Genomic DNA, 26018 nt, shown 5'->3' on the forward strand with positions numbered 1-26018 from the left:
CCTCGCTGGCGATGCTCAAGACCAAGCACGCCGACCTGCCGTCCCGCAAACACGGCAACCCACCCCAGTAGCAAGGGAGTTCAAGCTGTGAGCGCCAATGCTGTCGTACCGGATGGCGTCGTACGCGATGGAGCCGTACGCGATGAAGTCGTGCGCAACACGGTCGTACGCATCGAACGGGGCGAGGCCGGTCCCGAGGAACTTGCCGCGATCACCGCGGTGCTCCTGGCCCGCGCCGCCGCCCAGGCCGGCTCCCCGGCCGTCAGGCGCGGCCGCTCCAGGGCGGGATGGCGCACCCCGGGCCATCGCGCGCCTCACTCCTGGCAGGGCTGAACCAGGCATGTGAAAGCGGTAGTTGGGCCGCCCGCCGCTGGTCGCGCCATTTGTATGACCAGCACCTTCGCCCTGTGGACAAGGTTATCCACAGGGGTGGTGGGAGATCTGTGATCGCGAAACCCTCAAGTCATGCGAGACACAAGCGAATCCCACGAATCCGAATCCCATGAGCCCGACTCCCGCGCGACCGAATCCTGCGGGTGCGAGTCCTGGGGGTCTGGGCTCTCCGAGCCTCAGGAGCCCTGCGGGGCCGCCTCCCGCGCGTCCGAACCCCACGGCTCGTCGGGCGAGCCGCGGATCACCCTGCGCGGCCCGGCCGAACTGGCCGACGCGCTGCCGTACTTGATGGGCTTCCACCCGACCGACTCGGCCGTGCTGGTCGCGCTGCACGGCGAGAGCGGGCGGTTCGGAGGCCGGGTCAGGGTCGGGCTCCCCGCCTCGCCGCAGGAGTGGTCCGACATCGCCGGCCAGCTCGCCGACTGCCTGATCACGGGTAGCGAGCGGCGCGGACCACGGCCCGACGGAATCGTCGTCTTCCTCTGCCAGGACCCGTCGCCGGGCGGCAGCGGACGCGAAGTGATGGAGCGGCTGCGGCCGTTGGCTCAGCGGCTCCGCATCGCGTGCGGTGGCCTCGACGTCCCCGTACTGGAAGCGCTCTGCATTTCCGACGGCCGCTACTGGTCGTACTGCTGCCCGGACGCCCGGTGCTGTCCACCGGAGGGCACTGTGCTCGCCCTGCCGGGCACCTCCGTCATGGCGGCCGCCGCCACCTACGCGGGCATCCAAGTGCGGGGATCCCTGCGGGAGATGGAGGAGCGGCTGGCGCCGTGGCGAACCGGGGCGGCGGCCGACCAGGAACGGGCGCTGGACGCCGCGGCCGCCGAGATGTTCCCCCGCATCCTGAGCGAGGGCGACCGGCGCACCGTGGCCGACGAGACGCTCGACCTGGCGGCCCGGCTCATGCGCCGGATCGCGGAGGCACCCGCCCCGGCCCGCGGCACGGACGTCCTCCCGGCAGGCGGCCGGGGGGCCGGCACCCTGCTCCTCGGCGGGAACGCGTCGGACGACCTGGACGACGGGCTCATCGCCCACGACGAGGCGGCGGCGGTGATCCTCGGACTCCAGGACCGCACGACACGGGACTGGGCCGCGGAGTGGATGGAGGGGGCGGAAGCCGGGCCCGCCCTGCGCCTGTGGCGGGCGCTGGCCCGTCGCTGCGTCGGCCCGTACGGCGACCATGCCGCCGCGCTGCTCGCCCTGGCCGGGTGGGTCTCCTGGTCGACCGGCGACGACCCGAACGCCCGAGTGGCGTTCAGCCTCGCCCTGCGGGCCGACCCCGACTACCGCTTCGCCCAACTGCTCCACCGGGCCTGCAACGGCGGCCTCGACCCGGAAGAGCTGCGCGTCTGCCTGCGCCAGGAACGCGCCGCGAGGCTGGCGGGGCTGGATGCCGCCGACCCGGCCGGGGGCGTTGCGGAGCCGTCCGTGCCAGAGGACTCGGTTGCTTCCCTTCCCGGAGGCGCCGAGGAGTCCGCGGATCCGCCCGCGCGCCGGACACCCCGCCCCAAGCCGCGGCGCAAGTCCGCGCCGGCCGCGCGGAAGAGTGCCAACTCGCCACGCAGGCCGGAGAGTTCGGGCCGTCCAGGACCTGCCCACCCGCATCCGGAGAAGGTACGTGACCGGGTGCGCCGCAGGGGTGGGGAGCGGGTCAATCGGGAGGGGTGAAGACGGCGTCGACTGCTCGGTCCGCAGGCGCGGGCCGGGGCGATTGAAGGAGGCCGGGGAATGGGGGAGGCGCGGGGCATCCGGACCCGGGTCGCGCGGCGCAGCGATCCGTCCGTGACCCGGTCGAGGCTCGCGGCGTTCACCCGAGTGGCGGCGTGGCACCGGGCACCGCGCCGCACGGGCGGCAGGCTCCGCCCCCTCCGTCGTCGGCGCCCGGAATGCTGAGGAAAGGGTACGTATGGTGTTCACCGCCCCTCCCCGTACCGGCACCGGGAGCACGCCGGGGCCGGTCCTGCCGAGAGCCTCCGGGCCGCTCGGCGAGCTGCCCGCCGTGCACGCGGCCGTGATCTGCGTGGCCCTGCCCGGCCTCGCGGTGTCGCCGGAGCACGGACAGCTGACCGGGCAGGGCCTCGAAGGCTTCTACCAGCACGGCCGGCGGCTGCTCTCCCGCTGCCAGTTGAGGGTGGCGGGCCGGGACCCGATCGCCGTGCAGGGCAGGGCGATATCGGCCGACCGCGCCCGCTTCCTCGCGGTGGTCCGCACCACGGCGGACGGCGGGCCCGACCCCGAGATCACCGTCGAGCGCCTCCGCCACGCGGACGGAACCGAGCGCATCACCCTGAGCAGTTCGGCGGCCCGGCCGCTGAGGCTCCCGGTGGAGATCGCGCTCGGCACCGACCTGGCGGAGCTGGGCGCGGTCGCCGCGGGCCGTGCCGGTCCCGAACTCCCGGCGAGCGTCCACGACTCGGGAATGCGCTGGACCTCCGGCCGCGCCCACGCGGCGGTGACCGCCCAGCCTCCGCCGACCGACGCGCTCGCCTCCGCCGGGGTGCTGCGCTGGGCCGTGGAACTGCCTCCGGGCGGCTCGTGCACGATCCGGCTGAGCATCAGGACCGGCCGGCCGGTCCGCCCGCCCGGTCACGTCGCGAGCCCGCTGCCCTCGCCCCAGGAAGCCCGGGCCGAGGGCGACGACCCGCGCGTCGCGGCACTGCTCCACCACAGCATCGACGATCTGCGGGCTCTCCTGATCCGCGACCCGGCACGCCCGGCCGACCTGTACGCGGCGGCCGGAGTCCCCTGGCGGTGCGGGGCCGCGCCGGCGGAGGCGCTCTGGGCGGCCCGGATGGTGCTGCCGCTGTCCACCCGGCTCGCGGCGGCCACCCTCCGCACCCTCGCCAGGACTCAACTCGGCGGACCCGGAGCGGAGTTGGGGCGCATTCCGGGCCCGTTCAGGGACGCGGGCCCCTACCTTCCGCCGGGCTGTACGGGAGTGGAAGCCACCCTGGCCTTCCCGGTGGTGCTCGCGGAGGCGCGGCGCTGGGGACTGCCCGAACCGGAGGTGACCGAGCTGCTGCCCGCCGCCGAGCGCTGCCTGCACTGGCTGGCCGCCGCTCTGGACGACCACGGCTACCTCGCCGAGACCGGCCCCGGGGCCGCCGGGTTCGTACGCGCCGAGACCCAGGCCCACGTCCACCGGGCCGCGCTGCTCGGCGGGGAACTGCTGCGGGAGTGCGGCCGTCCCGGCGCCGATGCCTGGCTCGCGCGGGCCGGGGCGCTCAGGGACCGGTTCCGGGCGGAGTTCTGGCTGGACGACCTCGGCGGCGGCCGTCCCGCCGCCGCCCGCACCGCCGACGGGCGCCCGGTCCCGCTGCTCGGCGCGGGCGCCGCCCACCTGCTGGACACGGGGCTGCTGGGCGGCGGCCGCCCCGCGCCCGGGCTGCTCGACAAGGTGCAGACCGAGCAGCTGGCCCGGCTGCTCGGCGGCCCCGCGATGGACTCGGGGTGGGGGCTGCGCGGGCTCGCCGCCAAGGAGCCCGGGTACAACCCGTTCGGGCACCGGGCCGGGGCGGTGCGCGTCCACGAGAGCGCCGTCGCCGTCGCGGGCCTGGCGGCCGCCGGCTACGAGAAGGAGGCCGCGGCCCTGCTGCGGGGCGTCCTGGCCGCCTCGGAAGCCTTCGGTCACCGGCTGCCCGAGATGTACGCGGGGGAGCAGCGCACCGCCGGCAGTGTGCCCGTGCCGCATCCGGCGGCCTGTCGTCCGGCGGCGGTGGCGGCCGCGGCAGGCATCCAGCTGCTCACCACCCTGGCCGGGATCCGCCCGGACGCCCCGGCCGGATCGGTCGCGCTGGACCCGATGCGGTCGGCCCCGCTGGGGGCGGTCCGGCTCGCCGGCCTGAGCGTCGCGGGGGAGCAGTTCACCGTACGGATCAGCAGGCTCGGGGTCGGCATGGTCGAGCAGGCCGCCGCATGGCTCCAGTTGGGAGGCTGAGGGGGATGAGCGCCGCGGGAGGTGCGCGGGGAGAGGAAGTGCCGGAGGGTGTCGAGGGGAGTGTTTATCGTCAGGCAGACGACTATGATCGCGGCATGTCGCCCTACGACCCGTCGGCCTTTCCGCCCTTCGCCGTGACCGTCGACCTGGTCGTGCTGACCGTGCGCCGCCACGCGCTCTGCGCGCTCGTGGTGCGCCGCGGGGAGCCACCGTTCCAGGGGCGCTGGGCGCTGCCCGGCGGATTCGTCCGCGACGACGAGGACCTCTCCACCGCGGCGGCCAGGGAACTCGGCGAGGAAACGGGACTGTGCGCCTCGGACCCGTCGGCCCCGGCCCTCGCCAACGGCGCCCACCTCGAACAGCTCGCCACCTACGGCGACCCCCGGCGCGACCCTCGCATGCGGGTGGTCAGCGTGGCGCATCTCGCCCTCGCACCCGACCTGCCCGCACCCCGCGCGGGCGGCGACGCGCACAGTGCGCGCTGGGCTCCGGTGGAGGACCTGCTCGGTCAGGAAGGCGGCTTCGGCCGTGACGGCGAGCAGCCCGCGCCGCTCGCCTTCGACCACGCCCAGATCCTGGCGGACGGGGTGGAGCGGGCCCGGTCGAAGATCGAGTACTCCTCGCTGGCCACTGCCTTCTGCCCGGCCGAGTTCACCGTCGGCGAGCTGCGCCGGGTGTACGAGGCGGTGTGGGGCGTGGCCCTGGACCCGCGCAACTTCCATCGCAAGGTGACCGGCACCCCGGGCTTCCTGGTCCCGGCCGGCGGCACCACGACCCGGCAGGGCGGCCGTCCCGCCCAGCTGTTCCGGGCCGGCGGCGCGACGCTGCTCAACCCGCCGATGCTGCGCCCCGAGGTCTGAGGCCCGGCCCGAAGGGCACAAGGACCGAGAGATCCGGCAGGGTCCGCGCCGGCCCCGGTGCCGATCCGGCCCCCAGGAGCAGAGGCAGCCGCGAGCCCGTCCTGTCATCGGGGCGGGGGGGCCGGTCGGGGCCGGCAGACGTCCGCTTGCCCCACCGTGGCCCCCCAAAGGCCTGACATCCGGGGCCACATCGCCCCAACCCTGCGCCAAAAGTCCGAAATGTCGCGTTATCTTGCTGCGGTACCCCGGCCTGCCGCCGAGCGGTCTCATCTACCGCGGGAGAAACGATGCTCCAGGCAATCGGACTCACCAGTGCCCCCCGCCGAGACCTTCCGCCCGCCGTGGACGACCTCACCTTCGAGGCGAGACCCGGGCAGCTCACGGCCCTCCTCGGCGCCCCGGGTTCGGGGCGGACGACGGCCCTGCGCCTGATGCTCGAACTCGAACCGGGCCGGGGCGTCACCTACTTCCGCGGCCGCCCCCTGCACGAAATCGCCCACCCCGCCCGCGAAGTGGGCACCCTCCTCGGCGATGTGCCGGGCCACCCCGTACGCACCACCAGGGGGCAGCTCAAGCTGATGTGCACCGTCGCGGGCGTCCCGGTCTCGCGCGCCGACGAGATGCTCGAAGTCGTCGGCCTCTCGGGCCTCGCCGACCAGCGCCTGGGCACCCTCTCGCTCGGCATGGACCGCCGTCTCGGCCTTGCCGCCGCCCTCCTCGGCGACCCGCACACCCTCATCCTCGACGAGCCCGCCGAGGGACTCTCCCCCCGCGAGAACGCCTGGCTCTACGGACTCCTGCGCGGCCACGCCGACCACGGCGGCACCGTCCTGTGCACCTTCGCCGACCCCAAGGAGGCGGCCCGGGTCGCCGACCGCGTCGTCACCATCGACGGCGGCCGCCTCGTCGCCGACCAGTACGTCACCGAGTTCGCCCGCACCCGGCTGCGGCCCCGCGTCGCCGTCGCCACCCCGCACGCCGCCCGCCTCGGCGCCCTGGTCAGCCGAGAGGCGCGCGCCGCCCAGCGCTCCGTCGAGGTGGTCGCCGAGGACGGCAACCACCTGTCCGTGTACGGCAGCAGCTGCGCGGAGGTCGGGGAGACGGCCTTCCGCAACGGCGTGCTGCTTCACCGACTCGCCGACGAGGTCGGCGACGCCGGCCCGATCGTCACCGTCCCACCCCAGGAACGCCCCGGACCGCCCCGGGGTTCCCACCCCCTGCCCATCACCCGCCGGCCCGCCCGCACCCCGCTGCGCCCCCTGCGCTACGAACTGCGCAGGCTCCTCGGCGTACGGACAACGTTCCTGCTGGCGGCGGGCGTTCTGGCGCTGTCGGCCGTCCTCTCCGTGCTGCTCGCCAGGGCCGGGCACGCCCCGCTGCCGCGGCTCCTCGCTGCCTGGCCCGGCCTCCTTCCGCTGCCGCCCGCCGCGCTCGGCGCCGGCCTGTTCGGCGCGCTCGCCTTCGGCGACGAGTACCGCTATCCGGCGCTCGCCGCCGACCGGGGCACCGTCCCGCGCCGGCTCGGCCTGCTCGGCGCAAAGCTCGCCGTGACCGCCGCGGCGGCCCTCCTGCTCGCCGCACTCGCCGCCGCGGTCGACTACCAGATGCTGCGCCTGGTGTACGGCGCCGCCATGGCACGGCCGCCGCGCGCATGGCACGAATGGGTTGCGCCGGGCGCCAGTTGGGCCGCCCTGACCGTCGGCTGCGCCTGGGCCGGGCTGCTGGCCGCCGGGATCTTCCGGGCCACCGTCGCGGGTCTCGCCGCGGTCCTCGCCGTGCCCGTCGTCGTCGTACCGCTCCTGAAGAAGGCTGTCGACGGGCACGCGGTGCGTTCCGCCGCCGGGCTTCCCGACCGGCTGCGCGACCTGGCCTGGGTGCGGTGGCCGCACGCCCTCGACCACTGGCTGATCGTCGTCCTGCACCTGGTCGCCGAACCGGTCGGAGCCGCGCTCGCGTTGTCGCTCACCGTCCTGATCTGCGCATACCTGGTCACCGGCCTGCGCGCCAGGGCCCGTTGGTGAGGCGCCGGGGGCCGGAGAGCGAGCATCTGCCCAGAACTCCCTTGGGAATGCCCGCTTCTTTCCGATAAAGCGTCAATTGCGGGGCGGGCGGTGATCACCCTTTCGTGTGCTTTTCACCAAAGACCTCAAGGGGCGCCGCGGTCCCGCCGACAAAGGGTGCATGAGCACCCTTGCGCACACCATGATGACCGCCCGCACCGCCGACGCCGGCCTCTCGGCCCCGGGCGAACTCGACCGCTACCCCTACGGGGAGGCGCGCCCCTCCGACCGGATCGGCACCCCCTCCTGGGACAGCGGCGACGCGGAACTCGGCCGGGTCGGCCGACGCGCGGCGGGCAGCCGCGGCCGCGGCCTGCACGGCCAACTCGTCCAGCAGCTCGGCCAGATGATCGTCTCCGGCGACCTCGGCGCGGACCGCCCGCTCGTCCCCGAGGAGATCGGCCAGCGGTTCGAGGTCTCCCGCACGGTCGTCCGCGAGTCCCTGCGCGTGCTCGAGGCCAAGGGCCTGGTCAGCGCCCGGCCCAACGTCGGCACCCGGGTCCGGCCGGTCAGCGACTGGAACCTGCTGGACCCCGACATCATCGAGTGGCGCGCGTTCGGCCCCCAGCGCGACGACCAGCGCCGCGAGCTCGCCGAGCTGCGCTGGACCATCGAGCCGCTCGCCGCCCGTCTGGCCGCTGGGCACGGCCGCGAGGACATCCAGCAGCGCCTCGGCGACATGGTGGAGATCATGGGCCACGCGCTCGCCCAGGGGGACGCGATCACCTTCTCGCGGGCCGACGCCGAGTTCCATTCCCTACTGATCCAGCTCGCCGGCAACCGGATGCTGGAGCATCTCTCCGGCATCGTCTCGGCCGCGCTCCAGGTCTCCGGCTCCCCGGTCACCGGCTGTGACCGCCCCTCGGACGGCTCCCTCGCGCACCACGGGCGGATCGTGGACGCCCTCGCCAACGGCGACGCCCTGGCGGCCGAGACGGCCGTACGTCAACTGCTCACCGTCCACCCGGAGGTGGAGCGGGTCGTCCCCGCGCCGCGCGAGCACTGACCGGAACCCCGCCGGACCTGCTGTGCCGCCGGATCCTGGAGGGGGTCCGGCGCGCTCAATTACGGGGTATATGCCCCTTGTGACCCCTTGGTCGCCTTTGGAGTGTGACTCGGGCCACGAAGATTGCGCGTAACACTCCTCGGAACCATGCGATGACTTAAGAGGTAACAGCCGAGGAGGGAATACAGCGGCCATGCGTGGCGCTGTGCAGCTCCGAGGTTCAGCCCGCGCCCCCGGCACATTCCCAGCCGGTGGTCGTCGGCTCCGGCCCGATCCTGGGCGGGGCCGGAAGCCGTTTTCCATCGTTTCGAGAGGTTGTTCGTGTCGGCCAGCACATCCCGTACGCTCCCGCCGGAGATCGCCGAGTCCGAGTCTGTGATGGCGCTCATCGAGCGGGGAAAGGCTGATGGACAGATCGCCGGCGATGACGTGCGTCGGGCCTTCGAAGCCGACCAGATTCCGCCGACCCAGTGGAAGAATGTTCTGCGCAGCCTCAACCAGATCCTCGAGGAAGAGGGTGTGACGCTGATGGTCAGTGCCGCGGAATCACCGAAGCGCACACGCAAGAGCGTCGCAGCGAAGAGCCCGGCGAAGCGCACCGCCACCAAGACGGTCGCGGCCAAGACGACCGTGACCACCACCAGGACCGTCGCCGCCTCCGCGGCACCGGCCGAGACCGTGGACGTGTCGGCCGACGAGGCCGAGGACGCCCCCAAGAAGGCTGTCGCCAAGAAGGCGGCCGTCAAGAAGACCGCCGCCAAGAAGACGGTGGCCAAGAAGACGGCGGCGAAGAAGACCGCCGCCAAGAAGGGCGACGACGAAGAGGTCGTCGAGGGCGACGAGCTTCTCGAGGACGCCGCGCCCGGCAAGGGTGACGACGAGGAGCCCGAGGGCGAGAGCAAGGGCTTCGTCCTGTCCGACGAGGACGAGGACGACGCTCCCGCCCAGCAGGTCGCGGTCGCCGGAGCCACCGCCGACCCGGTCAAGGACTACCTGAAGCAGATCGGCAAGGTCCCGCTCCTCAACGCCGAGCAGGAGGTCGAGCTCGCCAAGCGCATCGAGGCCGGCCTCTTCGCCGAGGACAAGCTGGCGAACGCCGACAAGCTGGCGCCGAAGCTCAAGCGCGAGCTGGAGATCATCGCCGAGGACGGCCGCCGCGCCAAGAACCACCTCCTGGAGGCCAACCTCCGTCTGGTGGTCTCGCTGGCCAAGCGCTACACCGGTCGCGGCATGCTCTTCCTGGACCTCATCCAGGAGGGCAACCTCGGTCTGATCCGCGCGGTCGAGAAGTTCGACTACACCAAGGGCTACAAGTTCTCCACGTACGCCACCTGGTGGATCCGTCAGGCGATCACCCGCGCCATGGCCGACCAGGCCCGCACCATCCGTATCCCGGTGCACATGGTCGAGGTCATCAACAAGCTCGCGCGCGTCCAGCGCCAGATGCTCCAGGACCTGGGCCGCGAGCCCACCCCGGAGGAGCTGGCCAAGGAGCTCGACATGACCCCTGAGAAGGTCATCGAGGTCCAGAAGTACGGCCGCGAGCCCATCTCGCTGCACACCCCCCTCGGTGAGGACGGCGACAGCGAGTTCGGTGACCTCATCGAGGACTCCGAGGCGGTCGTCCCGGCCGACGCGGTCAGCTTCACGCTCCTCCAGGAGCAGCTGCACTCGGTGCTCGACACGCTCTCCGAGCGTGAGGCGGGCGTGGTCTCCATGCGCTTCGGCCTCACCGACGGCCAGCCGAAGACGCTGGACGAGATCGGCAAGGTCTACGGCGTGACCCGTGAGCGGATCCGCCAGATCGAGTCCAAGACCATGTCGAAGCTGCGCCACCCGTCGCGTTCGCAGGTCCTGCGCGACTACCTCGACTAGGTCGCGGTCGTAAGTCATCGAGGGCCCGGTCTCCTTGGGGAGGCCGGGCCCTCGGGCGTATCCGCGGGTGCGGTGCACGGCTCACTGATTGACGCTGAGTGTGCCTGTGTCACCGAGAGTCAGGAGACCCTATGCGCCGCTGCATCACCCGAGCCGTGACAGGGGCGGCCGCCCTTGTGGTCACCGCACTGGGGGCGCCGCCGCCCGCGGCCGCCGACGAGGTCGTCATCGGTGGGCAGAAGGTCCAGATCTCGGACAGCCCCTGGGTGGTGGCGCTGTCCAGCCGTGACCGGTTCGGAGGTACGAGGGCGGGTCAGTTCTGCGGGGGAGCGGTGATCTCGCCCACCACGGTCCTGACGGCCGCGCACTGTCTGCGCCGCGACGTGCTGGGCGTGGACGTGTCCCAGGTGCAGGACCTCAAAGTGATCGCAGGCCGCACCGAGCTGCGTTCGACCGCCGGCCAGGAGATCCCGGTGAGCGCCACGTGGGTCAACCCGGGCTACGACGCGGGGACCAATGCGGGCGACATGGCGGTGCTGACCCTGGCCGCCCCGCTGCCCGCGTCGTACGTGATCGCCACGGCTCCGGCGGGAGACGCGGCGTACACCCCGGGCACCCGGGCCACGGTCTACGGCTGGGGCGACACGACGGGAGGCGGAAGGTATCCGACGGCGCTGCGTGCGGCGGCCGTCACGGTGCTGTCGGACGCGGCCTGTGAGCGTGCCTACCCGCCGAACTCGGACGGGACGTACGAGGCGTCCACCATGCTGTGCGCAGGCGATCCCAGGGGCGGCCACGACGCCTGCCAGGGCGACAGCGGTGGCCCACTGGTGGCCCAGGGCCGGCTCATCGGCCTGGTCTCCTGGGGCAACGGCTGCGGGCGGGCCGACAGCCCCGGGGTCTACACGCGGGTGTCGGCCGTGGCGAGGCCCGGCACGGCCTGAGCGGACGGGAGAGCCGTCCGGACATGAGAACGGGCGGTCACTCCCCCTGCACGGGGAGCGACCGCCCGTCGCCGGTCCTGGACCGGCCCTGGCTCGTCGTGATGCGAGGTCTCAGCGATCCTCGTCGCCTGCGGACTCGGGCACCGCCGTGAGGCGGTCCGTCTCGTCCTGTATGTCAGCGGCGATCTTCTTCAGTTCCGGCTCGAACTTACGTCCGTGATGAGCGCAGAAGAGCAGCTCGCCGCCGCTGGTCAGGACTACGCGAAGGTAGGCCTGTGCGCCGCAGCGGTCGCAACGGTCGGCGGCCGTCAGGGGGCTCGCGGGGGTCAGAACAGTAGTCACGTCGCCTCTTCTCTAGCTCGACGAGCTGTCGTACCAGGGTCAACATCCAACCAGGCCGAAAACGTTCCCGCTCGTGGCTTTTCCTCGAAAGTTCTTGGTCAAGGTGGCTGTCTGCTGCCGGTTGGCGGCGAATGAGCCGTATTGCGGAGCTTTACGGGTTTCGCGTTGCTTGTCTCGTTTGGCCCTCCCGGCGGGGTTGCCGGTTGTTCATGAGGACGTGCCCGGAGCCTAAATGGTTCATGCCTGAATGGGAACGTGATATCCGCATCACCCCCACGAGGGATCGAACAGGTTTGCGACGCTGGACTAGCATGAGGATTCGCGAGGGTGGCGTTACAACGGCTCTACCAGGCCTCGGTACCCTCTGACCGGCGACCGACGCCGACCCCTTACCCACCAGGGGCGCAATTGAAATTCAGCGAGGAGCGAACTGCGTGACCGCCGAGACGTCCGTTCCGTCCACTGCGCTGCTGAGCGGGGCAGACCGCGACGGCTCCAACTACACCGCTCGGCATCTGCTCGTACTCGAAGGCCTCGAAGCGGTCCGCAAGCGACCCGGCATGTACATCGGGTCCACGGACAGCCGCGGTCTGATGCACTGCCTCTGGGAAATCATCGACAACTCCGTCGACGAGGCCCTGGGCGGCTACTGCGACCACATCGAAGTGATCCTGCACGACGACGGCTCCGTCGAGGTGCGTGACAACGGCCGGGGCATCCCCGTCGACGTCGAGCCCAAGACCGGGCTCTCCGGCGTGGAGGTCGTCATGACCAAGCTGCACGCCGGCGGCAAGTTCGGCGGCGGCTCCTACGCCGCGTCCGGCGGTCTGCACGGCGTGGGCGCCTCCGTGGTGAACGCGCTCTCGGCCCGCCTGGACGTCGAGGTCGACCGCACCACCACGCACTCGATCAGCTTCCGCCGCGGGGTGCCCGGCATCTTCACCGAGCAGGGCCCCGACGCGCCCTTCGACCCCGGCAGCGGGCTGCTCAAGGGCAAGCGCGTGCCCAAGGGCCGCACCGGCACCCGCATCCGCTACTGGGCGGACCGCCAGATCTTCCTGAAGGACGCCAAGCTCTCCCTGGACACGCTCTACCAGCGCGCCCGCCAGACGGCGTTCCTGGTGCCGGGCCTGACCATCGTGGTCCGCGACGAGCGGGGTCTCGACGGCGAGGGCAAGACCGAGGAGACGTTCCGCTTCGACGGCGGGATCAGCGAGTTCTGCGAGTACCTGGCCCAGGACAAGGCCGTCAACGACGTGCTGCGCCTGTCCGGCTCCGGCACCTTCAAGGAGACCGTCCCGGTCCTCGACGAGCGCGGCCACATGACGCCGACCGAGGTCACCCGCGAGCTCGGCGTGGACATCGCGCTGCGCTGGGGCACCGGGTACGACACCAACCTCAAGTCGTTCGTGAACATCATCGCCACCCCCAAGGGCGGCACCCACGTCAGCGGCTTCGAGCGATCGGTCACCAAGACGGTCAACGAGGTGCTCCGCTCCGCCAAGATGCTGCGGGTCGCGGAGGACGACGTCGTCAAGGACGACGCCCTGGAGGGGCTCACCGCGGTCGTCACCGTCCGGCTCGCGGAGCCGCAGTTCGAGGGCCAGACCAAGGAGGTCCTGGGTACGTCCGCGGCCAACCGGATCGTCGCCAATGTGGTCGCCAAGGAACTCAAGGAGTTCCTGACCTCCACCAAGCGCGACGCGAAGGCGCAGGCCAGGGCCGTCCTCGACAAGATCGTCGCGGCTGCCCGCACCCGCATCGCGGCCCGCCAGCACAAGGAGGCGCAGCGCCGCAAGACGGCCCTCGAGTCGTCCTCGCTGCCGGCCAAGCTGGCCGACTGCCGCAGCGACGACGTGGAGCGCAGCGAGCTCTTCATCGTCGAGGGGGACTCGGCGCTGGGCACCGCCAAGCTCGCGCGGAACTCCGAGTTCCAGGCGCTGCTGCCGATCCGCGGCAAGATCCTCAACGTTCAGAAGGCGTCGGTCTCCGACATGCTGAAGAACGCGGAGTGCGGCGCGATCATCCAGGTCATAGGGGCGGGCTCGGGCCGGACCTTCGACATCGACGCGGCGCGGTACGGCAAGATCGTGCTGCTCGTCGACGCCGATGTCGACGGCGCGCACATCCGGATCCTGCTGCTGACCCTCTTCCAGCGCTACATGCGCCCGATGGTCGAGGCGGGCCGGGTCTTCGCCGCGGTGCCGCCGCTGCACCGGATCGAGCTGGTCCAGCCCAAGAAGGGCCAGGACAAGTACGTCTACACGTACTCGGACAACGAGCTGCGCACCACGCTGCTCGAGTTCCAGCGCAAGGGCGTCCGCTACAAGGACACCATCCAGCGCTACAAGGGCCTTGGCGAGATGGACGCCGACCAGCTGGCCGAGACCACGATGGATCCGCGGTTCCGTACCCTGCGCCGGATCAACATCGGCGACCTGGAGGCCTCCGAGCAGGTCTTCGACCTGCTGATGGGCAACGAGGTGGCGCCGCGCAGGGAGTTCATCACCAGCTCCGCGGCCACGCTGGACCGCTCGCGCATCGACGCGTGATCCGGGCCCGGCGAACGCCGGTCCGGGGGCTTCCCCAGGCCGGCGTTCGCCGTCTCCACCCGTGGGTGGAGACGGAACATCCACCCGCGGTCCACCCCTGATCCGATGCCTCTGACCAGGTCGTTTCCGTAACTTCGTAGACGTACGGAGATTCCGGCTCCCGGCGTCTCGTCTTCCTCGTCTTCTCGTAGTCCGGAGGCTCCGATGTCCGCGCTCTTCAACGTGCTCGTGGCAGTCGCGGTGGTGGCGCTGATCCTCGTCCGCCAGTTCAAGCCGCAGCAGCTGGGCGGCGACGGGAGGAAGTGGTGGATCATTCCAGCCGTCCTGGTGTTCTTCGCGGTGAAGAACGGAGGGCTCGTCGACCAGCACCACCAGGCCGGCTCGATCGCCCTGCTCGGCGCCGAGCTCGTGACCGGAGTCCTCATGGGCGTCGGCTGGGCCTGGACCTCGAAGATATGGACCGAGCCGGACGGCACGGTGTGGTCCCGCGGCACCAAGGCCACCGCCGGGATCTGGGTCCTGGGCATCGCCCTGCGCGTGGGGCTCGCGGGGCTCGGCGCGCTGGCGGGGATCCACCTGGGCACCGGCGCCATCCTGGTCGCGCTGGCCGCCTCGCTGCTCGTCCGCGGCGCCCTCCTGATGTGGAGGGCCCGCCCGGCCCTCGCGTCGTACGGTGTTGCTGCCGCAAGCCCCGCCCAGCAGGTGTGGAAGGACCGCGTGTGACCCTGGAGACCTGGCTCAGCTGGCCTTCGCGGGAAGCACTCTCCCGCGAGGGCCTGACCCGTGCCAGACGCAATGTCGCCCGGGGCATCAGGGCCGTGGTGTTCGGCGGGCTGCTCTGGTCCACGTTCAGCAGCAAGCAGGGCCCAGGGAACCGGGCGTGGGCCTGGGTGGCGGGCGTGGCCCTCGTGGTGGGCTCCGTGCTGCTGGCCCGCGTGTTCTTCCGGTTCACCCTGGAGCACCGGCTCTGGCCCTCGCTGGCCACCCTCCTGCTGGTGATGGGAGCCGCCGTCGGCGCCGGGGCGGCGGGCTGGCCGGTGCTCGCGCTGGTTCTGTGGTGCGGCTGCGCGGTGACCGCCCTCGAACGGCTGCCACTGGGCGCCGCCGTGCCGTGCACGGTGGTGGCACTGGCCGCGTACAGCCTGGTCAACACGGACAACTGGCTCACTACGGCGGTGACCGCGGCCGGGCTCGGGCTCGCCGGATATGTGCTGCGCCTCGATGCCGAGGCCCGGGGCAACGCCCAGCGGCTGCTCGCCCAGGAGCGGGCCGCTCGGTCCGCCGAGGCGCGGTCCGCCGCGCTGGGCGAGCGGGCCAGGATCGCCCGCGAGATCCACGACGTACTGGCGCACAGTCTCTCCGCGCAGCTGGTGCACCTGGAGGCGGCGCGGCTGCTGATCGAGCGGGAGCCGCCCGGGGAGTTCCGGGAGAAGATCCTCGAACGGGTGGTGGCCGCCCGGGGCATGGCGAGGGAGGGCCTGGCCGAGACCCGTCAGGCGCTCTCCGCGCTGCGCGGCGAGATGACCCCGGTGGAGGACTTTCTGCAGACCCTGATCGAGGGATCGGGAGCCGGGAGCGGGCTCGCCCCGGGCGCCGGGGTGCAGGTGGAGGGGGAGCGCAGGCCGCTGCCCGCGGAGGCCTCGCAGGCGGTGCGCAGGGTGGCGCAGGAGGCCCTGACGAATGTGCGCAAGCACGCGCCGGGCGCGGTCGTCGCCGTACGGCTGGAGTATCTGCCGGACGAAGTGGCCCTGGAAGTAAGGGACTCGGGCGGGCGCAAGCGGGCGGGGGAGCTCGCTGTCAGTGGTTCCGGATACGGTCTGCTGGGGATGAGAGAACGCGCCGAACTGCTCGGCGGGACTTTGGAGGCCGGGCCGGACGAGGAGGGCTTCGTGGTGAGACTGAGGGTGCCCGCATGACCGGGAGTGGGCCCGGGGCACGGGGGACGATCAGGGTGGTCGTGGCCGACGACCAGTCCGTGGTGCGCGAGGGCATCGTGATGCTGCTCGGCCTGCTGCCGGGCATCGAAGTCGTCGGATCGGCGCGAGACGGCGAGGAGGCGGTCGCCCTCACGGCCGAACTGGCTCCGGACATCGTCCTGATGGACCTGCGCATGCCGCGCTGCGACGGGGTCGAGGCGACTCGCCGCATCCGGGCCGGGCATCCCGGCACCGAGGTGGTGATCCTGACGACGTACGCGGACGACGACTCGCTCTTCCCGGCCCTGCAGGCAGGAGCGCGGGGCTATCTCACCAAGGACGCCGGGGGCGAGGAGATCGTCAAGTCGATAGAGGACGTGCTGGCCGGGCAGGCCGGGCTCGCCCCCGCCGTGCAGCGCCGGCTCCTGGAACGGGTGACCGCGCCGCCGCCCGTCCCCGCCGCACCGGCCGAGCTGCCCGACGGGCTCACCGTGCGCGAGGGCGAAGTGCTGGGGCTGGTCGCCGAGGGGATGTCCAACCCCGAGATCTCGCGGGCCCTGCACATCTCGACGGCCACCGTGAAGACACACATCAACAACATCTTCGGCAAGACCGGGGTGCGCGACCGGGTCCAGGCCATGCGGTACGCCTACCTGCACGGCCTCGCCCAGCCACCGCGGGGCTAGCCGGTTGTCCCGAGGCGGCTCCGCCACCTTGCTCCATCACCTAATGGAGTGAAGCGGGGGCATAGGAGAGCTCAGGGCCCGCCCCCTCTGCCCATCCTTGGGCCACGCGGCCGAACGGGGCCGTGGGCAAGGAGAGTTGTGCGGTGGACGAGCAGGAAGGGTGTGATCCCGCGGCGGCGCGGATCGACGACCCCTGGTATGACGCCCTCGCCTCCGGGTGGGGTGAACTGGACGGCGAGACGGTCCCCGCGACCGTGCCCGCACAGCATGACGGCGACGGCGACGAACGGCTCAGCCCCGCCGAGATCTATCTCGAAGTGCACCGCAGCGCGGCCTTCCAGGAGGTGCGCCGCCGCTATCGCCGCTTCGTCGTCCCGGCCGTCCTCGCCTTCTTCGCCTGGTACCTCGCCTATGTGGTCACCGCGGTCGGTGCCCCCGGCCTCATGGCCCGCCCGGTGGCCGGCGCGCTGAACGTGGCGATGGTCGCCGGCCTTGCCCAGTTCCTCACCACCTTCCTGCTGACCTGGGCGTACGCGCGCCATGCGAGGCTGCGCCGGGACCGGGCCGCGCTGGAGCTGCGCTGGGTCGTGTTCGAGCAGAACCAGCAGAACAACCCACCGCGCGACGGACCCCACCCGCAGGCAGAACAGGGTCGCGGGACCCGGTGGACCGGCGGACAGGGAACGACACGGGGGACCAACAGGTGATCGTCGGCGGGGACCATCAGACTCTGGCGCTGCTGCTCTTCAGTGCGTTCGTGGCGGCGACGCTCGCCATCACCACCTGGGTGAGCCGCAACCGGCGCGGCTCGGCCGAGGAGTTCTACACCGGCGGGCGCCTCTTCTCGCCCATGGAGAATGGTTTTGCCATCGCGGGCGACTACATGTCGGCCGCCTCCTTCCTCGGCATCTCCGGACTCATCGCGCTCTTCGGCTACGACGGAATGCAGTACTCCGTGGGCTTCCTCGTCGCCTGGCTCGTGGTGCTGCTCCTGGTCGCCGAACTGGTCCGCAACTGCGGCCGGTTCACCCTGGCCGACGTGGTCGCCGCCCGGATGAGCGAGCGCCCGGTCAGGGTCGCGGCGGGAACTTCTTCGGTCACCGTCTCCGTTCTCTATCTGGTGGCGCAGATGGTCGGCGCGGGGAGCCTGGTCGCCCTGCTGCTCGGCGGCACCAGCGATGCCGCGCGGAGCTGGACGGTCATCGGAGTCGGCGCCCTGATGGTGGTCTATGTGTCGCTCGGCGGGATGCGGGCCACCACCTGGATCCAGATCGTGAAGGCCGTCCTGCTCATGGCCGGCACGATCACCCTCACCGTGCTGGTGCTGCTGCGCTTCCACGGCGACATCAACCTGCTGCTGAATTCGGCGGCCGAACACAGCGGCCATGGGAAGGAGTTCCTCTCGCCCGGTCTCAAGTACGGCGGTGACTGGACGGCTCGGTGCGACTTCATCAGCCTGGGGCTCGCCCTGGTCCTCGGCACGGCCGGGCTGCCGCACATCCTCTCGCGCTTCTACACCGTGCCGACCGCGCGGGCCGCGCGCCGCTCGGTCGTCTGGTCCATCGGCCTCATCGGCGGCTTCTACCTCATGACGATCGTGCTCGGCTTCGGTGCGGCCGCACTGGTCGGCTCGGCCGAGGTCAAGGCGTCGAATCCCGCCGGGAACACGGCTGTTGCGCTGCTCGCCTACAACCTGGGCGGTGGTGCCGGTTCCACAGGCGGAACGGTTCTCTTCGCCGTCGTCGCCGCCGTCGCCTTCGCCACGATCCTCGCCGTGGTCGCGGGCATCACCCTCGCCTCCTCGGCGTCCGTCGCCCACGACCTGTACGCCTCGCTCCGGCGCCGACACGCCAAACAGCGCAGCGAGGTGGCGGTCGCGCGGGTCGCGGCGGTGGGGATCGGGGCGGTGGCCATCGCCCTCGGCCTCCTCGCCCGGGACCTCAATGTGGCGTTCCTGGTCGGCCTGGCCTTCGCGGTGGCCGCCTCCGCGAACCTTCCGGTGCTGCTGTACTCCCTGTTCTGGCGGAACTTCACGACGCGGGGCGCGGTGTGGTCGGTGTACGGGGGGCTGGTCCCGGCACTGGTCCTGGTGCTGGTCTCGCCCGTGGTCTCCGGCAGCCCCGAATCCCTCTTCCCCGGCGTGGACTTCCAGTTCTTCCCGCTGCAGAACCCGGGGCTCGTCTCCATCCCGCTGGGATTCCTCGCGGGCTGGCTCGGCACGGTGACCTCCGGCGAAATCCCGGACGAGGCGAAGAACGCGGAGGCGGAGGTGCGGTCCCTGACGGGGGCGGGCGCGGTGTAGTACCCGCCCTGCCCGGGTTTCGAACCGGTGCAACTTCCCTCAGAACGCAGGCAGTTGAGCCTCATACCGCCCATGCGTAGCGATGTTCCGGACGGCCCGTCTCTCCGTACCGCAGGGTCAGGCGGAGGCGGCCGGACTGTTCCAGGAGGCGGAGATAGCGCTGGGCCGTGGAGCGGCTCAGGCCGGTCCGGTCGGCGACCTCGTGGGCGGAGAGCGGGTGGTCCGCGGTGTGCAGGACGTCGCGGATGAGCTCCGCGGTGGGTACCGAGTGGCGGGTGGGCAGCCCGGTGCGCAGGGCCGCGAAGATCCGGTCGACCTGCTCCTGGTCCTGGGCGGCGGGCCCGCCGCCGGCCGTCCCCGCCGCCCGCTCCACCGTGCGCCGCAAGGTCGCGTACGAGTCGAGCTTGGCCCGGAGCCCGGCGAAGGTGAACGGCTTGACCAGGTAGTGCAGCGCGCCGTGGCGCATCGCGGCCTGGACGGTGGCCACGTCACTCGCCGACGTCACCATGATCACGTCGGTGTGGTGGCCCTGCTGCCGCATCCGGCGGACCAGACTGAGCCCGGTCTCGTCGGGCAGGAAGTGGTCGAGCAGGACGAGATCGATCCGGCGGCGTTCCAGCGTGGCGAGGGCCTGGGCGGCGCTGTGCGCACGCGCCGCGACCCGGAACCCGGGAACCTTCCCGACGTACGCCGCGTTGATCTCGGCGACACGGAAGTCGTCGTCCACGACCAGGACGTCGATCAAGACGCTCTCCTCCTCCATGCCCGCTCTTCGAACCCCGCAGTTGTATCGCGCGCAAAACGAGCACAACAGGGGTTTGCGAGCAGAAGTGTGTCTTGAGACCACAAGGCTGACGCCGTGGCGCGGGCCGCATCTACGGTCCCGCTCCATGAACACAGACACCAGCCCCGCCATCGAGCTGAGGGGCGCCGGCAAGGCGTTCCGTACGCCGTCGGGGACGCTGCACACCGCCGTGCGGGAGCTCGATCTGACCGTGGGGCAGGGCGAGTTCGTGGCGGTCGTCGGCCCCACCGGCTGCGGGAAGTCGACCACGCTGACCCTGGTCAGCGGCCTGGAGGAGCCCACCGAGGGCGAGGTCCTGGTGGCCGGGGAGCCGGTCGAGGGCATCGGCGACAAGGTCGGCTTCGTCTTCCAGCAGGACGCCGTCTTCCCCTGGCGCACCGTGCTCTCCAACGTCATGGCGGGCCCGCGCTTTCGCGGCGTACCGAAGGCCGAGGCGAAGGAGATGGCGCGGGCCTGGCTGGCCAGGGTCGGCCTCTCGGCGTTCGAGGACCGCTATCCGCACCAGCTCTCGGGCGGCCAGCGCAAGCGCGTCGCGCTGGCCGCGACCTTCGTCAACGACCCCCGGATCCTGCTGATGGACGAGCCGTTCTCGGCCCTCGACGTGCAGACCAGAGCCCTGATGTCGGACGAACTTCTCGACCTGTGGTCCGGCACCGGAGCCTCCGTCGTGTTCGTCACGCACGACCTGGAGGAGTCCATCGCGCTCGCCGACCGGGTCGTCGTGATGACGGCGGGCCCCGCCACCGTGAAGCGGATCTTCGACATCGACCTGCCGCGCCCGCGCAAGGTCGAGTCGGTGCGCCTGGAACCCCGCTTCGTCGAGATCTACCGGGAGATCTGGGAATCGCTCGGCGAAGAGGTCCGCATCACCCGAGAGCGGGGCGTGGCCGATGTCGCCTGACACCGTCGCCGCTCCCGGGGTCGAGCCCGGCACCCGCACCGTGGCTCGCGCCCGCGCCGCCCGCAATCGCCGGCTCCTCGTGCACGGCAGCCGCGTCCTGCTCCTGGCGGTGGTCGTCGCGCTCTGGGAGATCCTGGCCCGCGCCGAGATCATCGACCCGTTCAACTTCTCGATGCCGTCGGCGATCTGGGACCAGATCCGCGAGTGGGCCGTGCACGGCACCGCGCAGGGATCGCTCTGGGAACAGATCTGGTACACCCTCTACGAGGCGCTGCTCGGCTGGCTCCTCGGGGTCACGGCGGGTGTCGTGCTCGGTATCACGCTGGGCCGGATCCGGTTCCTCGCCGATGTCCTCGGCCCGTACATCAAGGTGCTCAATGCCATCCCGCGCATCGTGCTCGCGCCGATCTTCCTGATCTGGTTCGGGCTCGGACCGGCCTCGAAGGTCGCCTCCGCCGTCGTGCTCGTCTTCTTCCCGGTTTTCTTCAACGCCTTCCAGGGGGCGCGCGAGGTCGACCGGAACCTGGTGAACAACGCCCGCATCCTGGGCGCGAGCAACCGCCGGGTCACCCTCCAGGTGGTGATCCCCTCCGCCACCTCCTGGATCTTCACCAGCCTCCACGTCAGCTTCGGCTTCGCGCTGATCGGCGCGATCGTCGGCGAGTACATCGGCGCGACCAAGGGGCTCGGCCTCCTCGTGGCCGCCTCGCAGGGGACGTTCAACGCCGCCGGGGTGTACGCGGCGATGGCCATCCTCGCGGTCGTGGCGCTGCTCACCGAGGGGCTGCTCACCTTCGCCGAACGACGCCTGTTCCGCTGGCGCCCGGCCGAGGCGGGCACCGAGCGCTGACCGGCCGGGAGCCGACCCGCACCGGGCGCCGACGGGCCTCCGTGAGCCCCCTTTCCTGTACGTACCGAACATTGATCGCAGGGACGTGATGATCATGCCGAGCAATCCCAACGCCTTTATGGACGCTGCCACTTCAAACACGCCCCTTTCCCGGCGACCCGCCACCCACGACCCGCGCAGGGCACCCTCGGCCGTCCTGGCCGGAGGATTGTGTGTCGCCCTGCTGATGACCCTCTCCGGATGCGGTGGCGACTCCGCCTCGGATGCCAAGAGCGCGTCCGGACAGGCCAAGGTCAAGGTGATGGTCGGCGGTCTCGACAAGGTCATCTATCTGCCGGCGATGCTGACCCAGCAGCTCGGCTACTTCAAGGCCGAGGGCCTGAACGTGGAGCTGCTGACCGAGCCCGCCGGGGTGCAGGCCGAGACCGCGCTGATCTCCGGCGACGTCCAGGGCGCCGTCGGGTTCTATGACCACACGCTGGATCTCCAGGTCAAGGGCAAGAAGGTGGAGTCCGTGGTGCAGTTCTCGCACGCGCCCGGCGAGGTCGAGGTGGTCTCCAACCAGGCGGCGGGCAGCATCGCTTCGCCCAAGGACTTCAAGGGGAAGAAGCTCGGCGTCACCGGGCTCGGTTCCTCGACGGACTTCCTCACCAAGTACCTCGCCGTGCGGGACGGGGTGAAGACGAGCGAGTTCACGCCCGTCGCGGTGGGCGCGGGGCAGACGTTCATCGCCGCCCTGAAGCAGGGCTCCATCCAGGGCGGCATGACCACCGACCCGACGGTCGCCACCCTCGTCGACCAGAAGCTGGGCAAGGTCCTGATCGACATGCGCACGCCCGAAGGCTCCCAGCAGGCGCTCGGCGGCCCCTACCCGTCGTCCAGTCTGTACATGAACACTCAGTGGGTGAACGGCCACAAGCAGACGGTGCAGAAGCTGGTCAACGCCCTGGTGAGGACGCTGCGTTGGATGTCCGCGCACAGCGCCGACGAGATCGCGGCGAAGATGCCCGCGGACTACGCGCAGGGCGGCAAGGCCCTCTACGCGCAGTCGATCAAGAGCACGCTGCCGATGTTCACCAAGGACGGCGTCATGCCCGAGAACGGGCCGGAAACGGTCGAGAGGGTGCTCAAGGCGTTCAACCCCAACCTCAAGTCCGCCAAGGTCGATCTGTCCCAGACCTTCACGACGGAGTTCGTGAAGAAGGCCCCGCAGAGCTGATCCGGCAACAACCAACCCCGCAACAGCAAGCCCCGCAACAACCGACCCCGCAGAGCGGAAACCCCCTGTCCGGGGCGGCTTACTGCGACGCCGCCCACTCGTAGCGGTGCTCGGGGCGGCCGGTCTCGCCGTAGCGCAGGCCGAGCCGCACCCGGCCCGCCCGCTCCAGGAGTTTCAGATAGCGCTGGGCCGTCTGACGGCTCACCCCGGCCCGCTCCGCGATCTCCTGTGCCGAGAGCGAGCCTTCGGCCTCCTTCAGCACCCTGCGCAACAGGTCGGCGGTGGTGGGGGAGTGGCCCTTGGGGAGGTCGGGCTCGGCGGGGACGGACAGCGCGCCGAAGATCCGGTCCACCTCCGCCTGTTCGGCCTCGCCTCCACCGTCCAGGGTGCGGCGCAGCACGGCGTACGCCTCCAGCTTGGTGCGCAGACCGGCGAAGTTGAACGGCTTGACCAGGTACTGGAGGGCGCCCTGGCGCATCGCCGCCTGCACGGTGGCGACGTCGCGGGCCGCCGTCACCATGATCACGTCGGTGTGGTGGCCGAGCCTGCGCAGCTCCCGTACGAACGCGAGGCCGTTCTCGTCCGGCAGATAGTGGTCGAGCAGCACCAGGTCGACCGGTCGCTCGACGATCCGGGCGAGCGCCCCGGCGGCCGAATGCGCCTGGGCGACCACCCGGAATCCGGGAACTTTCGCGGTGTACGCGGCATTGATGTCGGCGACCCGGGGATCGTCGTCCACGACCAGTACGTCGATCATCGCGCCTCCTCCACGGCCTCGCGCCGATGCCCGTCGTCGGTGAGCTCCTGCTCCAGCGCCTCGCTCAGCGCGTCCGGCAGCACGACGGTGAACTCGGCCCCGCCGTCCGGGCCCGCGCCGACCCGGGCGCTGCCGCCCATCCTTTCCGCGAACCGGCCGACCAGCGCGAGGCCGAGCCCCCGCTTGCCGTGGGCGGGCGGCTCCTTGGTCGTCCAGCCCTCGGTGAAGACCAGGTCACGGTGCTCGGCGGGGATGCCGGGCCCGTTGTCGCGGACCCGCAGGACGACGGTGCGGCCCTCGGCGCGCAGCTCCACCTCGACCGCGGCGCCGGGCGACCCGGCCGTCGCGTCCAGGGCGTTGTCGAGGAGGTTGCCGGTGACCGTGACCAGGCCGCGCGGATCGACGAGCCGGTCCGGAAGCGAGGTGGCGGGGGACAGGCTGAGGGCGACCGCGCGTTCGGCGGCGACCGTCGCCTTGCCGACCAGGACCGCGGCGAGCAGCGGGTCCCTGACCTTCTCGGTGACCTGCTCCGCGGTGGCCCGGTGCACCCCGACGACCTCGGTGATGAACTCGACGGCCTCCTCGTACAGCTCCAGTTCGAGCAGGCCGAGCAGGGTGTGCAGGCGGTTGGCGTGCTCGTGGTCCTGGGCGCGCAGGGCGTCGATCAGGCCGCGTGTCGAGTCGAGCTCGCGGCCCAGGCGCTCCAGCTCGGTGCGGTCGCGGAGGGTGGCGACGGCGCCCCCGTCGTCGGTCGGCATCCGGTTCGCGACGAGGACGCGGTGACCGCGCACGGTCAACAGGTCGGTGCCCTCGACCCGGCCGGCCAGCACATCGGTCGTACGCCCCGCACCGAGCACCTCGTCCAGGGCCCGGCCCCCGGCCTCGGGACCGACGCCGAGGAGACGCTGCGCCTCGTCGTTGAGCAGCCTGATCCGGCCGTCGCCATCGAGCGCGACCACGCCTTCGCGGATGGAGTGCAGCATGGCCTCGCGCTCTGCGAGCAGTCCCGAAATATCGGAGAAGGCCAGGTCGCGGGTCTGCTTGTGGATGCGTCGGGCGATCAGATAGGCGGCGAGCGCGCCCACCGCGAGCGCGCCGCCCGCGTAGGCGAGCAGGCCTGGGATCGCGTTCAGGAGCCGGGCCCGGACGCTGTCGTACTCGATGCCGACCGAGACGGCGCCGACGATCCGGCCGCCGGCGTCCCGCAGCGGCACCTTGCCCCGGGCCGAGCGGCCCAGGGTGCCGCTGTCGATCTCCATGACGTCGCGGCCCGCGAGGGCGTCGGTCGGGTCGGTGGAGACGACCCGGCCGATCTCGCCGGGGTCGGTGTGCGACCAGCGCACCCCGCGAGTGTCCATGACCACCACGTATTCGGCGCCGGTCGCCTGCCTGATCCGTTCCGCGTCCGCCTGCACCGGTCCCTGGGCGGACGGCCGCGAGGCGAGCAGGTCGTCGGCGACCTGCGGCTGGGCGGCCGTGGTCGCGGCGATGGCGAGCGCGCGCCGCATGGCCTGGTCGTCGAGCTGGGCGCTGAGCGGGGCCAGGAAGAGCCCGGTCGCGAGCACGGCGACTCCGGCGGCGATGGCCAGCTGCATGAGCAGCACCTGGGAGAACACGCGCCGCGGCCAGCCAAGCCGTCGCCGGCGCGGGGTGGTCCTGGTGGGCGGGGCGGTCATGCACAGGCACGTTAGACGGCCCGGGGCACATCCCGAAATCCCGGTCCGGTCACAGGGCGATCTCCGTGCATCCCGGCAGCGGGCCGCCAGGACACGCGATGCGAGGCGTACGGCTCCTGATCACCAGGGGCTCAGCCGGCGCTGTCGTACAGCTCCAGGGTCAGCCGGGCCACCCGGTCCGGCTCCCGCAGCGACGGGAAGTGGTCGCTGTCGGCCAGACGGACCAGGCGGCAGCCCGGGATGCGGGCGGCCATCTCCTCGTTGCACCGGATCACCTCGGTCTGGTCGAGCTCGCCGAGGGCCAGCAGGCACGGCGCCGTGATCTCGCCGAGCCGGTCGAAGGCGCCCGCGTCCGGGATCTGGCGGCCCAGATTGGTGAACCACCCCGGGATCGCCGCGCGCACCTGCGCGGCGGCCTCGGGGTCGCCGCCGGTTCCGGCTGCTCCCCAGGTGCGCAGGGTGAGATCCACCATGCCCTCCATGTCGCCCTTCTGCGCCAACTCGCCGATCTGTGCCATGAGTTCGGGGGATTCGAGGGCGGGGGCGCCGGTGACGCCGGGGCAGAACAGGGCGAGCCCGGCGACCCGCGCGGGGGCGTCGAGGGCGAGGCTCAGCGCGGTCGCGCCGCCCATGCTGGACCCGACGAGCACGGCCCGGTCCACCTCGAAGTGGTCGAGCACCGCGAGCAGATCGGCGGACAGGGAGTACTGCGCGGTGGGTGCGGGGGAGCGCCCGAAGCCCCTCGCGTCGTACCGGATCACGCGGCGGCCGGTGAGTGCCGGCATGACCGGGTCCCAGACGCCGGAGGCCGCGACCCCCGGGTGCAGCAGCACCAGCGGCGGACCCTCGCCGCCGGTGTCCTCGGCCCGGACTTCGCCGTCCTTGACCGGCACTGTGAGTTCCATGCGGCAAGTCTGGCGGTACGTCCCGGCCGGGC

22 protein-coding genes are annotated in these 26018 nt (G+C 71.8%); 17 read left to right on the top strand and 5 right to left on the bottom strand.

Annotation, left to right across the window (positions count from 1 at the left end; genetic code table 11):
- The first annotated feature begins 150 nt into the window (after positions 1 to 150).
- The 8 genes from ABD346_RS33030 (at position 151) to ABD346_RS33065 (ending at position 11075) form a co-directional block, all read left to right on the top strand.
- A complete protein-coding gene (locus ABD346_RS33030; RefSeq protein ID WP_344380151.1) occupies positions 151 to 333 on the top strand; it encodes an acyl-CoA carboxylase subunit epsilon in 183 nt (60 codons plus the stop codon).
- Between the two features lie 132 nt (positions 334 to 465).
- Positions 466 to 2061, top strand: coding sequence for a DUF4192 domain-containing protein (locus ABD346_RS33035; protein ID WP_344379999.1), 1596 nt, complete (start codon positions 466 to 468; stop codon positions 2059 to 2061).
- A 238-nt stretch (positions 2062 to 2299) separates the two neighbouring features.
- Positions 2300 to 4330, top strand: a complete 2031-nt coding sequence (locus ABD346_RS33040; RefSeq protein ID WP_344380000.1) for a glycogen debranching N-terminal domain-containing protein — start codon at positions 2300 to 2302, stop codon at positions 4328 to 4330.
- 95 nt (positions 4331 to 4425) lie between these two features.
- Entirely contained in the window at positions 4426 to 5190 is a 765-nt protein-coding gene (locus ABD346_RS33045; protein WP_189965380.1) for an NUDIX hydrolase, read from the top strand.
- Positions 5191 to 5477: 287 nt separating this feature from the next.
- Entirely contained in the window at positions 5478 to 7211 is a 1734-nt protein-coding gene (locus ABD346_RS33050; RefSeq protein WP_344380001.1) for an ATP-binding cassette domain-containing protein, read from the top strand.
- Positions 7212 to 7371: 160 nt separating this feature from the next.
- Complete coding sequence (locus ABD346_RS33055) at positions 7372 to 8256, top strand: FadR/GntR family transcriptional regulator (protein ID WP_344380002.1); 885 nt, start codon at positions 7372 to 7374, stop codon at positions 8254 to 8256.
- A 321-nt stretch (positions 8257 to 8577) separates the two neighbouring features.
- Positions 8578 to 10131: an RNA polymerase sigma factor gene (locus tag ABD346_RS33060; RefSeq protein ID WP_344380003.1), complete on the top strand. Its 1554-nt coding sequence runs from the start codon at positions 8578 to 8580 to the stop codon at positions 10129 to 10131.
- A gap of 131 nt (positions 10132 to 10262) precedes the next feature.
- The gene (locus tag ABD346_RS33065) at positions 10263 to 11075 is read left to right on the top strand and encodes a S1 family serine peptidase (protein ID WP_344380004.1); all 813 of its coding nucleotides are present in this window, start codon (positions 10263 to 10265) and stop codon (positions 11073 to 11075) included.
- A 111-nt stretch (positions 11076 to 11186) separates the two neighbouring features.
- Here the strand turns inward: ABD346_RS33065 and ABD346_RS33070 are convergent, their stop codons facing one another.
- Positions 11187 to 11417 carry a DUF7455 domain-containing protein gene (locus ABD346_RS33070; RefSeq protein ID WP_053725523.1) on the bottom strand — a complete coding sequence of 77 codons (231 nt, stop codon included), beginning with the start codon at positions 11415 to 11417 and terminating at the stop codon, positions 11187 to 11189.
- A 434-nt stretch (positions 11418 to 11851) separates the two neighbouring features.
- On the opposite strand from ABD346_RS33070, the gene ABD346_RS33075 reads away from it, so the two are divergent.
- The 6 genes from ABD346_RS33075 (at position 11852) to ABD346_RS33100 (ending at position 18873) form a co-directional block, all read left to right on the top strand.
- On the top strand, positions 11852 to 13969 hold the full coding sequence (locus ABD346_RS33075) for a DNA gyrase/topoisomerase IV subunit B (protein ID WP_344380005.1): 2118 nt from the start codon (positions 11852 to 11854) through the stop codon (positions 13967 to 13969).
- A gap of 204 nt (positions 13970 to 14173) precedes the next feature.
- Entirely contained in the window at positions 14174 to 14692 is a 519-nt protein-coding gene (locus ABD346_RS33080; RefSeq protein ID WP_344380006.1) for a DUF1453 domain-containing protein, read from the top strand.
- The gene (locus ABD346_RS33085) at positions 14689 to 15885 is read left to right on the top strand and encodes a sensor histidine kinase (protein WP_344380007.1); all 1197 of its coding nucleotides are present in this window, start codon (positions 14689 to 14691) and stop codon (positions 15883 to 15885) included. Before ABD346_RS33080 ends, ABD346_RS33085 begins: the two co-directional genes overlap by 4 nt.
- Complete coding sequence (locus ABD346_RS33090) at positions 15882 to 16571, top strand: response regulator transcription factor (protein ID WP_189965397.1); 690 nt, start codon at positions 15882 to 15884, stop codon at positions 16569 to 16571. Before ABD346_RS33085 ends, ABD346_RS33090 begins: the two co-directional genes overlap by 4 nt.
- A 143-nt stretch (positions 16572 to 16714) precedes the next feature.
- Entirely contained in the window at positions 16715 to 17278 is a 564-nt protein-coding gene (locus ABD346_RS33095) for a DUF485 domain-containing protein (RefSeq protein ID WP_344380008.1), read from the top strand.
- Entirely contained in the window at positions 17275 to 18873 is a 1599-nt protein-coding gene (locus ABD346_RS33100) for a solute symporter family protein (RefSeq protein WP_344380009.1), read from the top strand. Before ABD346_RS33095 ends, ABD346_RS33100 begins: the two co-directional genes overlap by 4 nt.
- A 61-nt stretch (positions 18874 to 18934) precedes the next feature.
- Here ABD346_RS33100 and ABD346_RS33105 read toward each other — a convergent pair whose 3' ends face one another.
- Positions 18935 to 19618 carry a response regulator gene (locus ABD346_RS33105; RefSeq protein ID WP_344380152.1) on the bottom strand — a complete coding sequence of 228 codons (684 nt, stop codon included), beginning with the start codon at positions 19616 to 19618 and terminating at the stop codon, positions 18935 to 18937.
- A 145-nt stretch (positions 19619 to 19763) separates the two neighbouring features.
- Between ABD346_RS33105 and ABD346_RS33110 the strand changes: the two genes are divergently transcribed.
- From ABD346_RS33110 to ABD346_RS33120, 3 genes are all read left to right on the top strand, one after another.
- A complete protein-coding gene (locus tag ABD346_RS33110) occupies positions 19764 to 20579 on the top strand; it encodes an ABC transporter ATP-binding protein (protein ID WP_344380010.1) in 816 nt (271 codons plus the stop codon).
- Entirely contained in the window at positions 20569 to 21429 is an 861-nt protein-coding gene (locus tag ABD346_RS33115) for an ABC transporter permease (RefSeq protein WP_344380011.1), read from the top strand. Before ABD346_RS33110 ends, ABD346_RS33115 begins: the two co-directional genes overlap by 11 nt.
- 226 nt (positions 21430 to 21655) lie before the next feature.
- The gene (locus ABD346_RS33120; RefSeq protein ID WP_344380012.1) at positions 21656 to 22648 is read left to right on the top strand and encodes an ABC transporter substrate-binding protein; all 993 of its coding nucleotides are present in this window, start codon (positions 21656 to 21658) and stop codon (positions 22646 to 22648) included.
- A 79-nt stretch (positions 22649 to 22727) separates the two neighbouring features.
- Here ABD346_RS33120 and ABD346_RS33125 read toward each other — a convergent pair whose 3' ends face one another.
- The 3 genes from ABD346_RS33125 to ABD346_RS33135 all read right to left on the bottom strand — a co-directional run bounded on the left by ABD346_RS33125 (position 22728) and on the right by ABD346_RS33135 (position 25986).
- Positions 22728 to 23405, bottom strand: a complete 678-nt coding sequence (locus ABD346_RS33125; RefSeq protein ID WP_344380013.1) for a response regulator — start codon at positions 23403 to 23405, stop codon at positions 22728 to 22730.
- Positions 23402 to 25081 carry a sensor histidine kinase gene (locus tag ABD346_RS33130; RefSeq protein ID WP_344380014.1) on the bottom strand — a complete coding sequence of 560 codons (1680 nt, stop codon included), beginning with the start codon at positions 25079 to 25081 and terminating at the stop codon, positions 23402 to 23404. Before ABD346_RS33130 ends, ABD346_RS33125 begins: the two co-directional genes overlap by 4 nt.
- 131 nt (positions 25082 to 25212) lie before the next feature.
- Positions 25213 to 25986 carry an alpha/beta fold hydrolase gene (locus ABD346_RS33135; protein ID WP_344380015.1) on the bottom strand — a complete coding sequence of 258 codons (774 nt, stop codon included), beginning with the start codon at positions 25984 to 25986 and terminating at the stop codon, positions 25213 to 25215.
- Positions 25987 to 26018: the final 32 nt, after the last annotated feature.

Source organism: Streptomyces mauvecolor (genome assembly GCF_039532965.1).
In the GTDB taxonomy this organism is placed as follows: Bacteria; Actinomycetota; Actinomycetes; order Streptomycetales; family Streptomycetaceae; genus Streptomyces; species Streptomyces violascens.

Coding starts and splice junctions, on each gene's coding strand:
- ABD346_RS33120 (WP_344380012.1), top strand. CDS start 21,656: ATGACCCTCTCCGGATGCGGTGGCGACTCCGCCTCGGATGCCAAGAGC.
- ABD346_RS33065 (WP_344380004.1), top strand. CDS start 10,263: ATGCGCCGCTGCATCACCCGAGCCGTGACAGGGGCGGCCGCCCTTGTG.
- ABD346_RS33080 (WP_344380006.1), top strand. CDS start 14,174: ATGTCCGCGCTCTTCAACGTGCTCGTGGCAGTCGCGGTGGTGGCGCTG.
- ABD346_RS33135 (WP_344380015.1), bottom strand. CDS start 25,986: ATGGAACTCACAGTGCCGGTCAAGGACGGCGAAGTCCGGGCCGAGGAC.
- ABD346_RS33130 (WP_344380014.1), bottom strand. CDS start 25,081: ATGACCGCCCCGCCCACCAGGACCACCCCGCGCCGGCGACGGCTTGGC.
- ABD346_RS33090 (WP_189965397.1), top strand. CDS start 15,882: ATGACCGGGAGTGGGCCCGGGGCACGGGGGACGATCAGGGTGGTCGTG.
- ABD346_RS33110 (WP_344380010.1), top strand. CDS start 19,764: ATGAACACAGACACCAGCCCCGCCATCGAGCTGAGGGGCGCCGGCAAG.
- ABD346_RS33050 (WP_344380001.1), top strand. CDS start 5,478: ATGCTCCAGGCAATCGGACTCACCAGTGCCCCCCGCCGAGACCTTCCG.
- ABD346_RS33115 (WP_344380011.1), top strand. CDS start 20,569: ATGTCGCCTGACACCGTCGCCGCTCCCGGGGTCGAGCCCGGCACCCGC.
- ABD346_RS33035 (WP_344379999.1), top strand. CDS start 466: ATGCGAGACACAAGCGAATCCCACGAATCCGAATCCCATGAGCCCGAC.
- ABD346_RS33055 (WP_344380002.1), top strand. CDS start 7,372: ATGAGCACCCTTGCGCACACCATGATGACCGCCCGCACCGCCGACGCC.
- ABD346_RS33125 (WP_344380013.1), bottom strand. CDS start 23,405: ATGATCGACGTACTGGTCGTGGACGACGATCCCCGGGTCGCCGACATC.
- ABD346_RS33040 (WP_344380000.1), top strand. CDS start 2,300: ATGGTGTTCACCGCCCCTCCCCGTACCGGCACCGGGAGCACGCCGGGG.
- ABD346_RS33045 (WP_189965380.1), top strand. CDS start 4,426: ATGTCGCCCTACGACCCGTCGGCCTTTCCGCCCTTCGCCGTGACCGTC.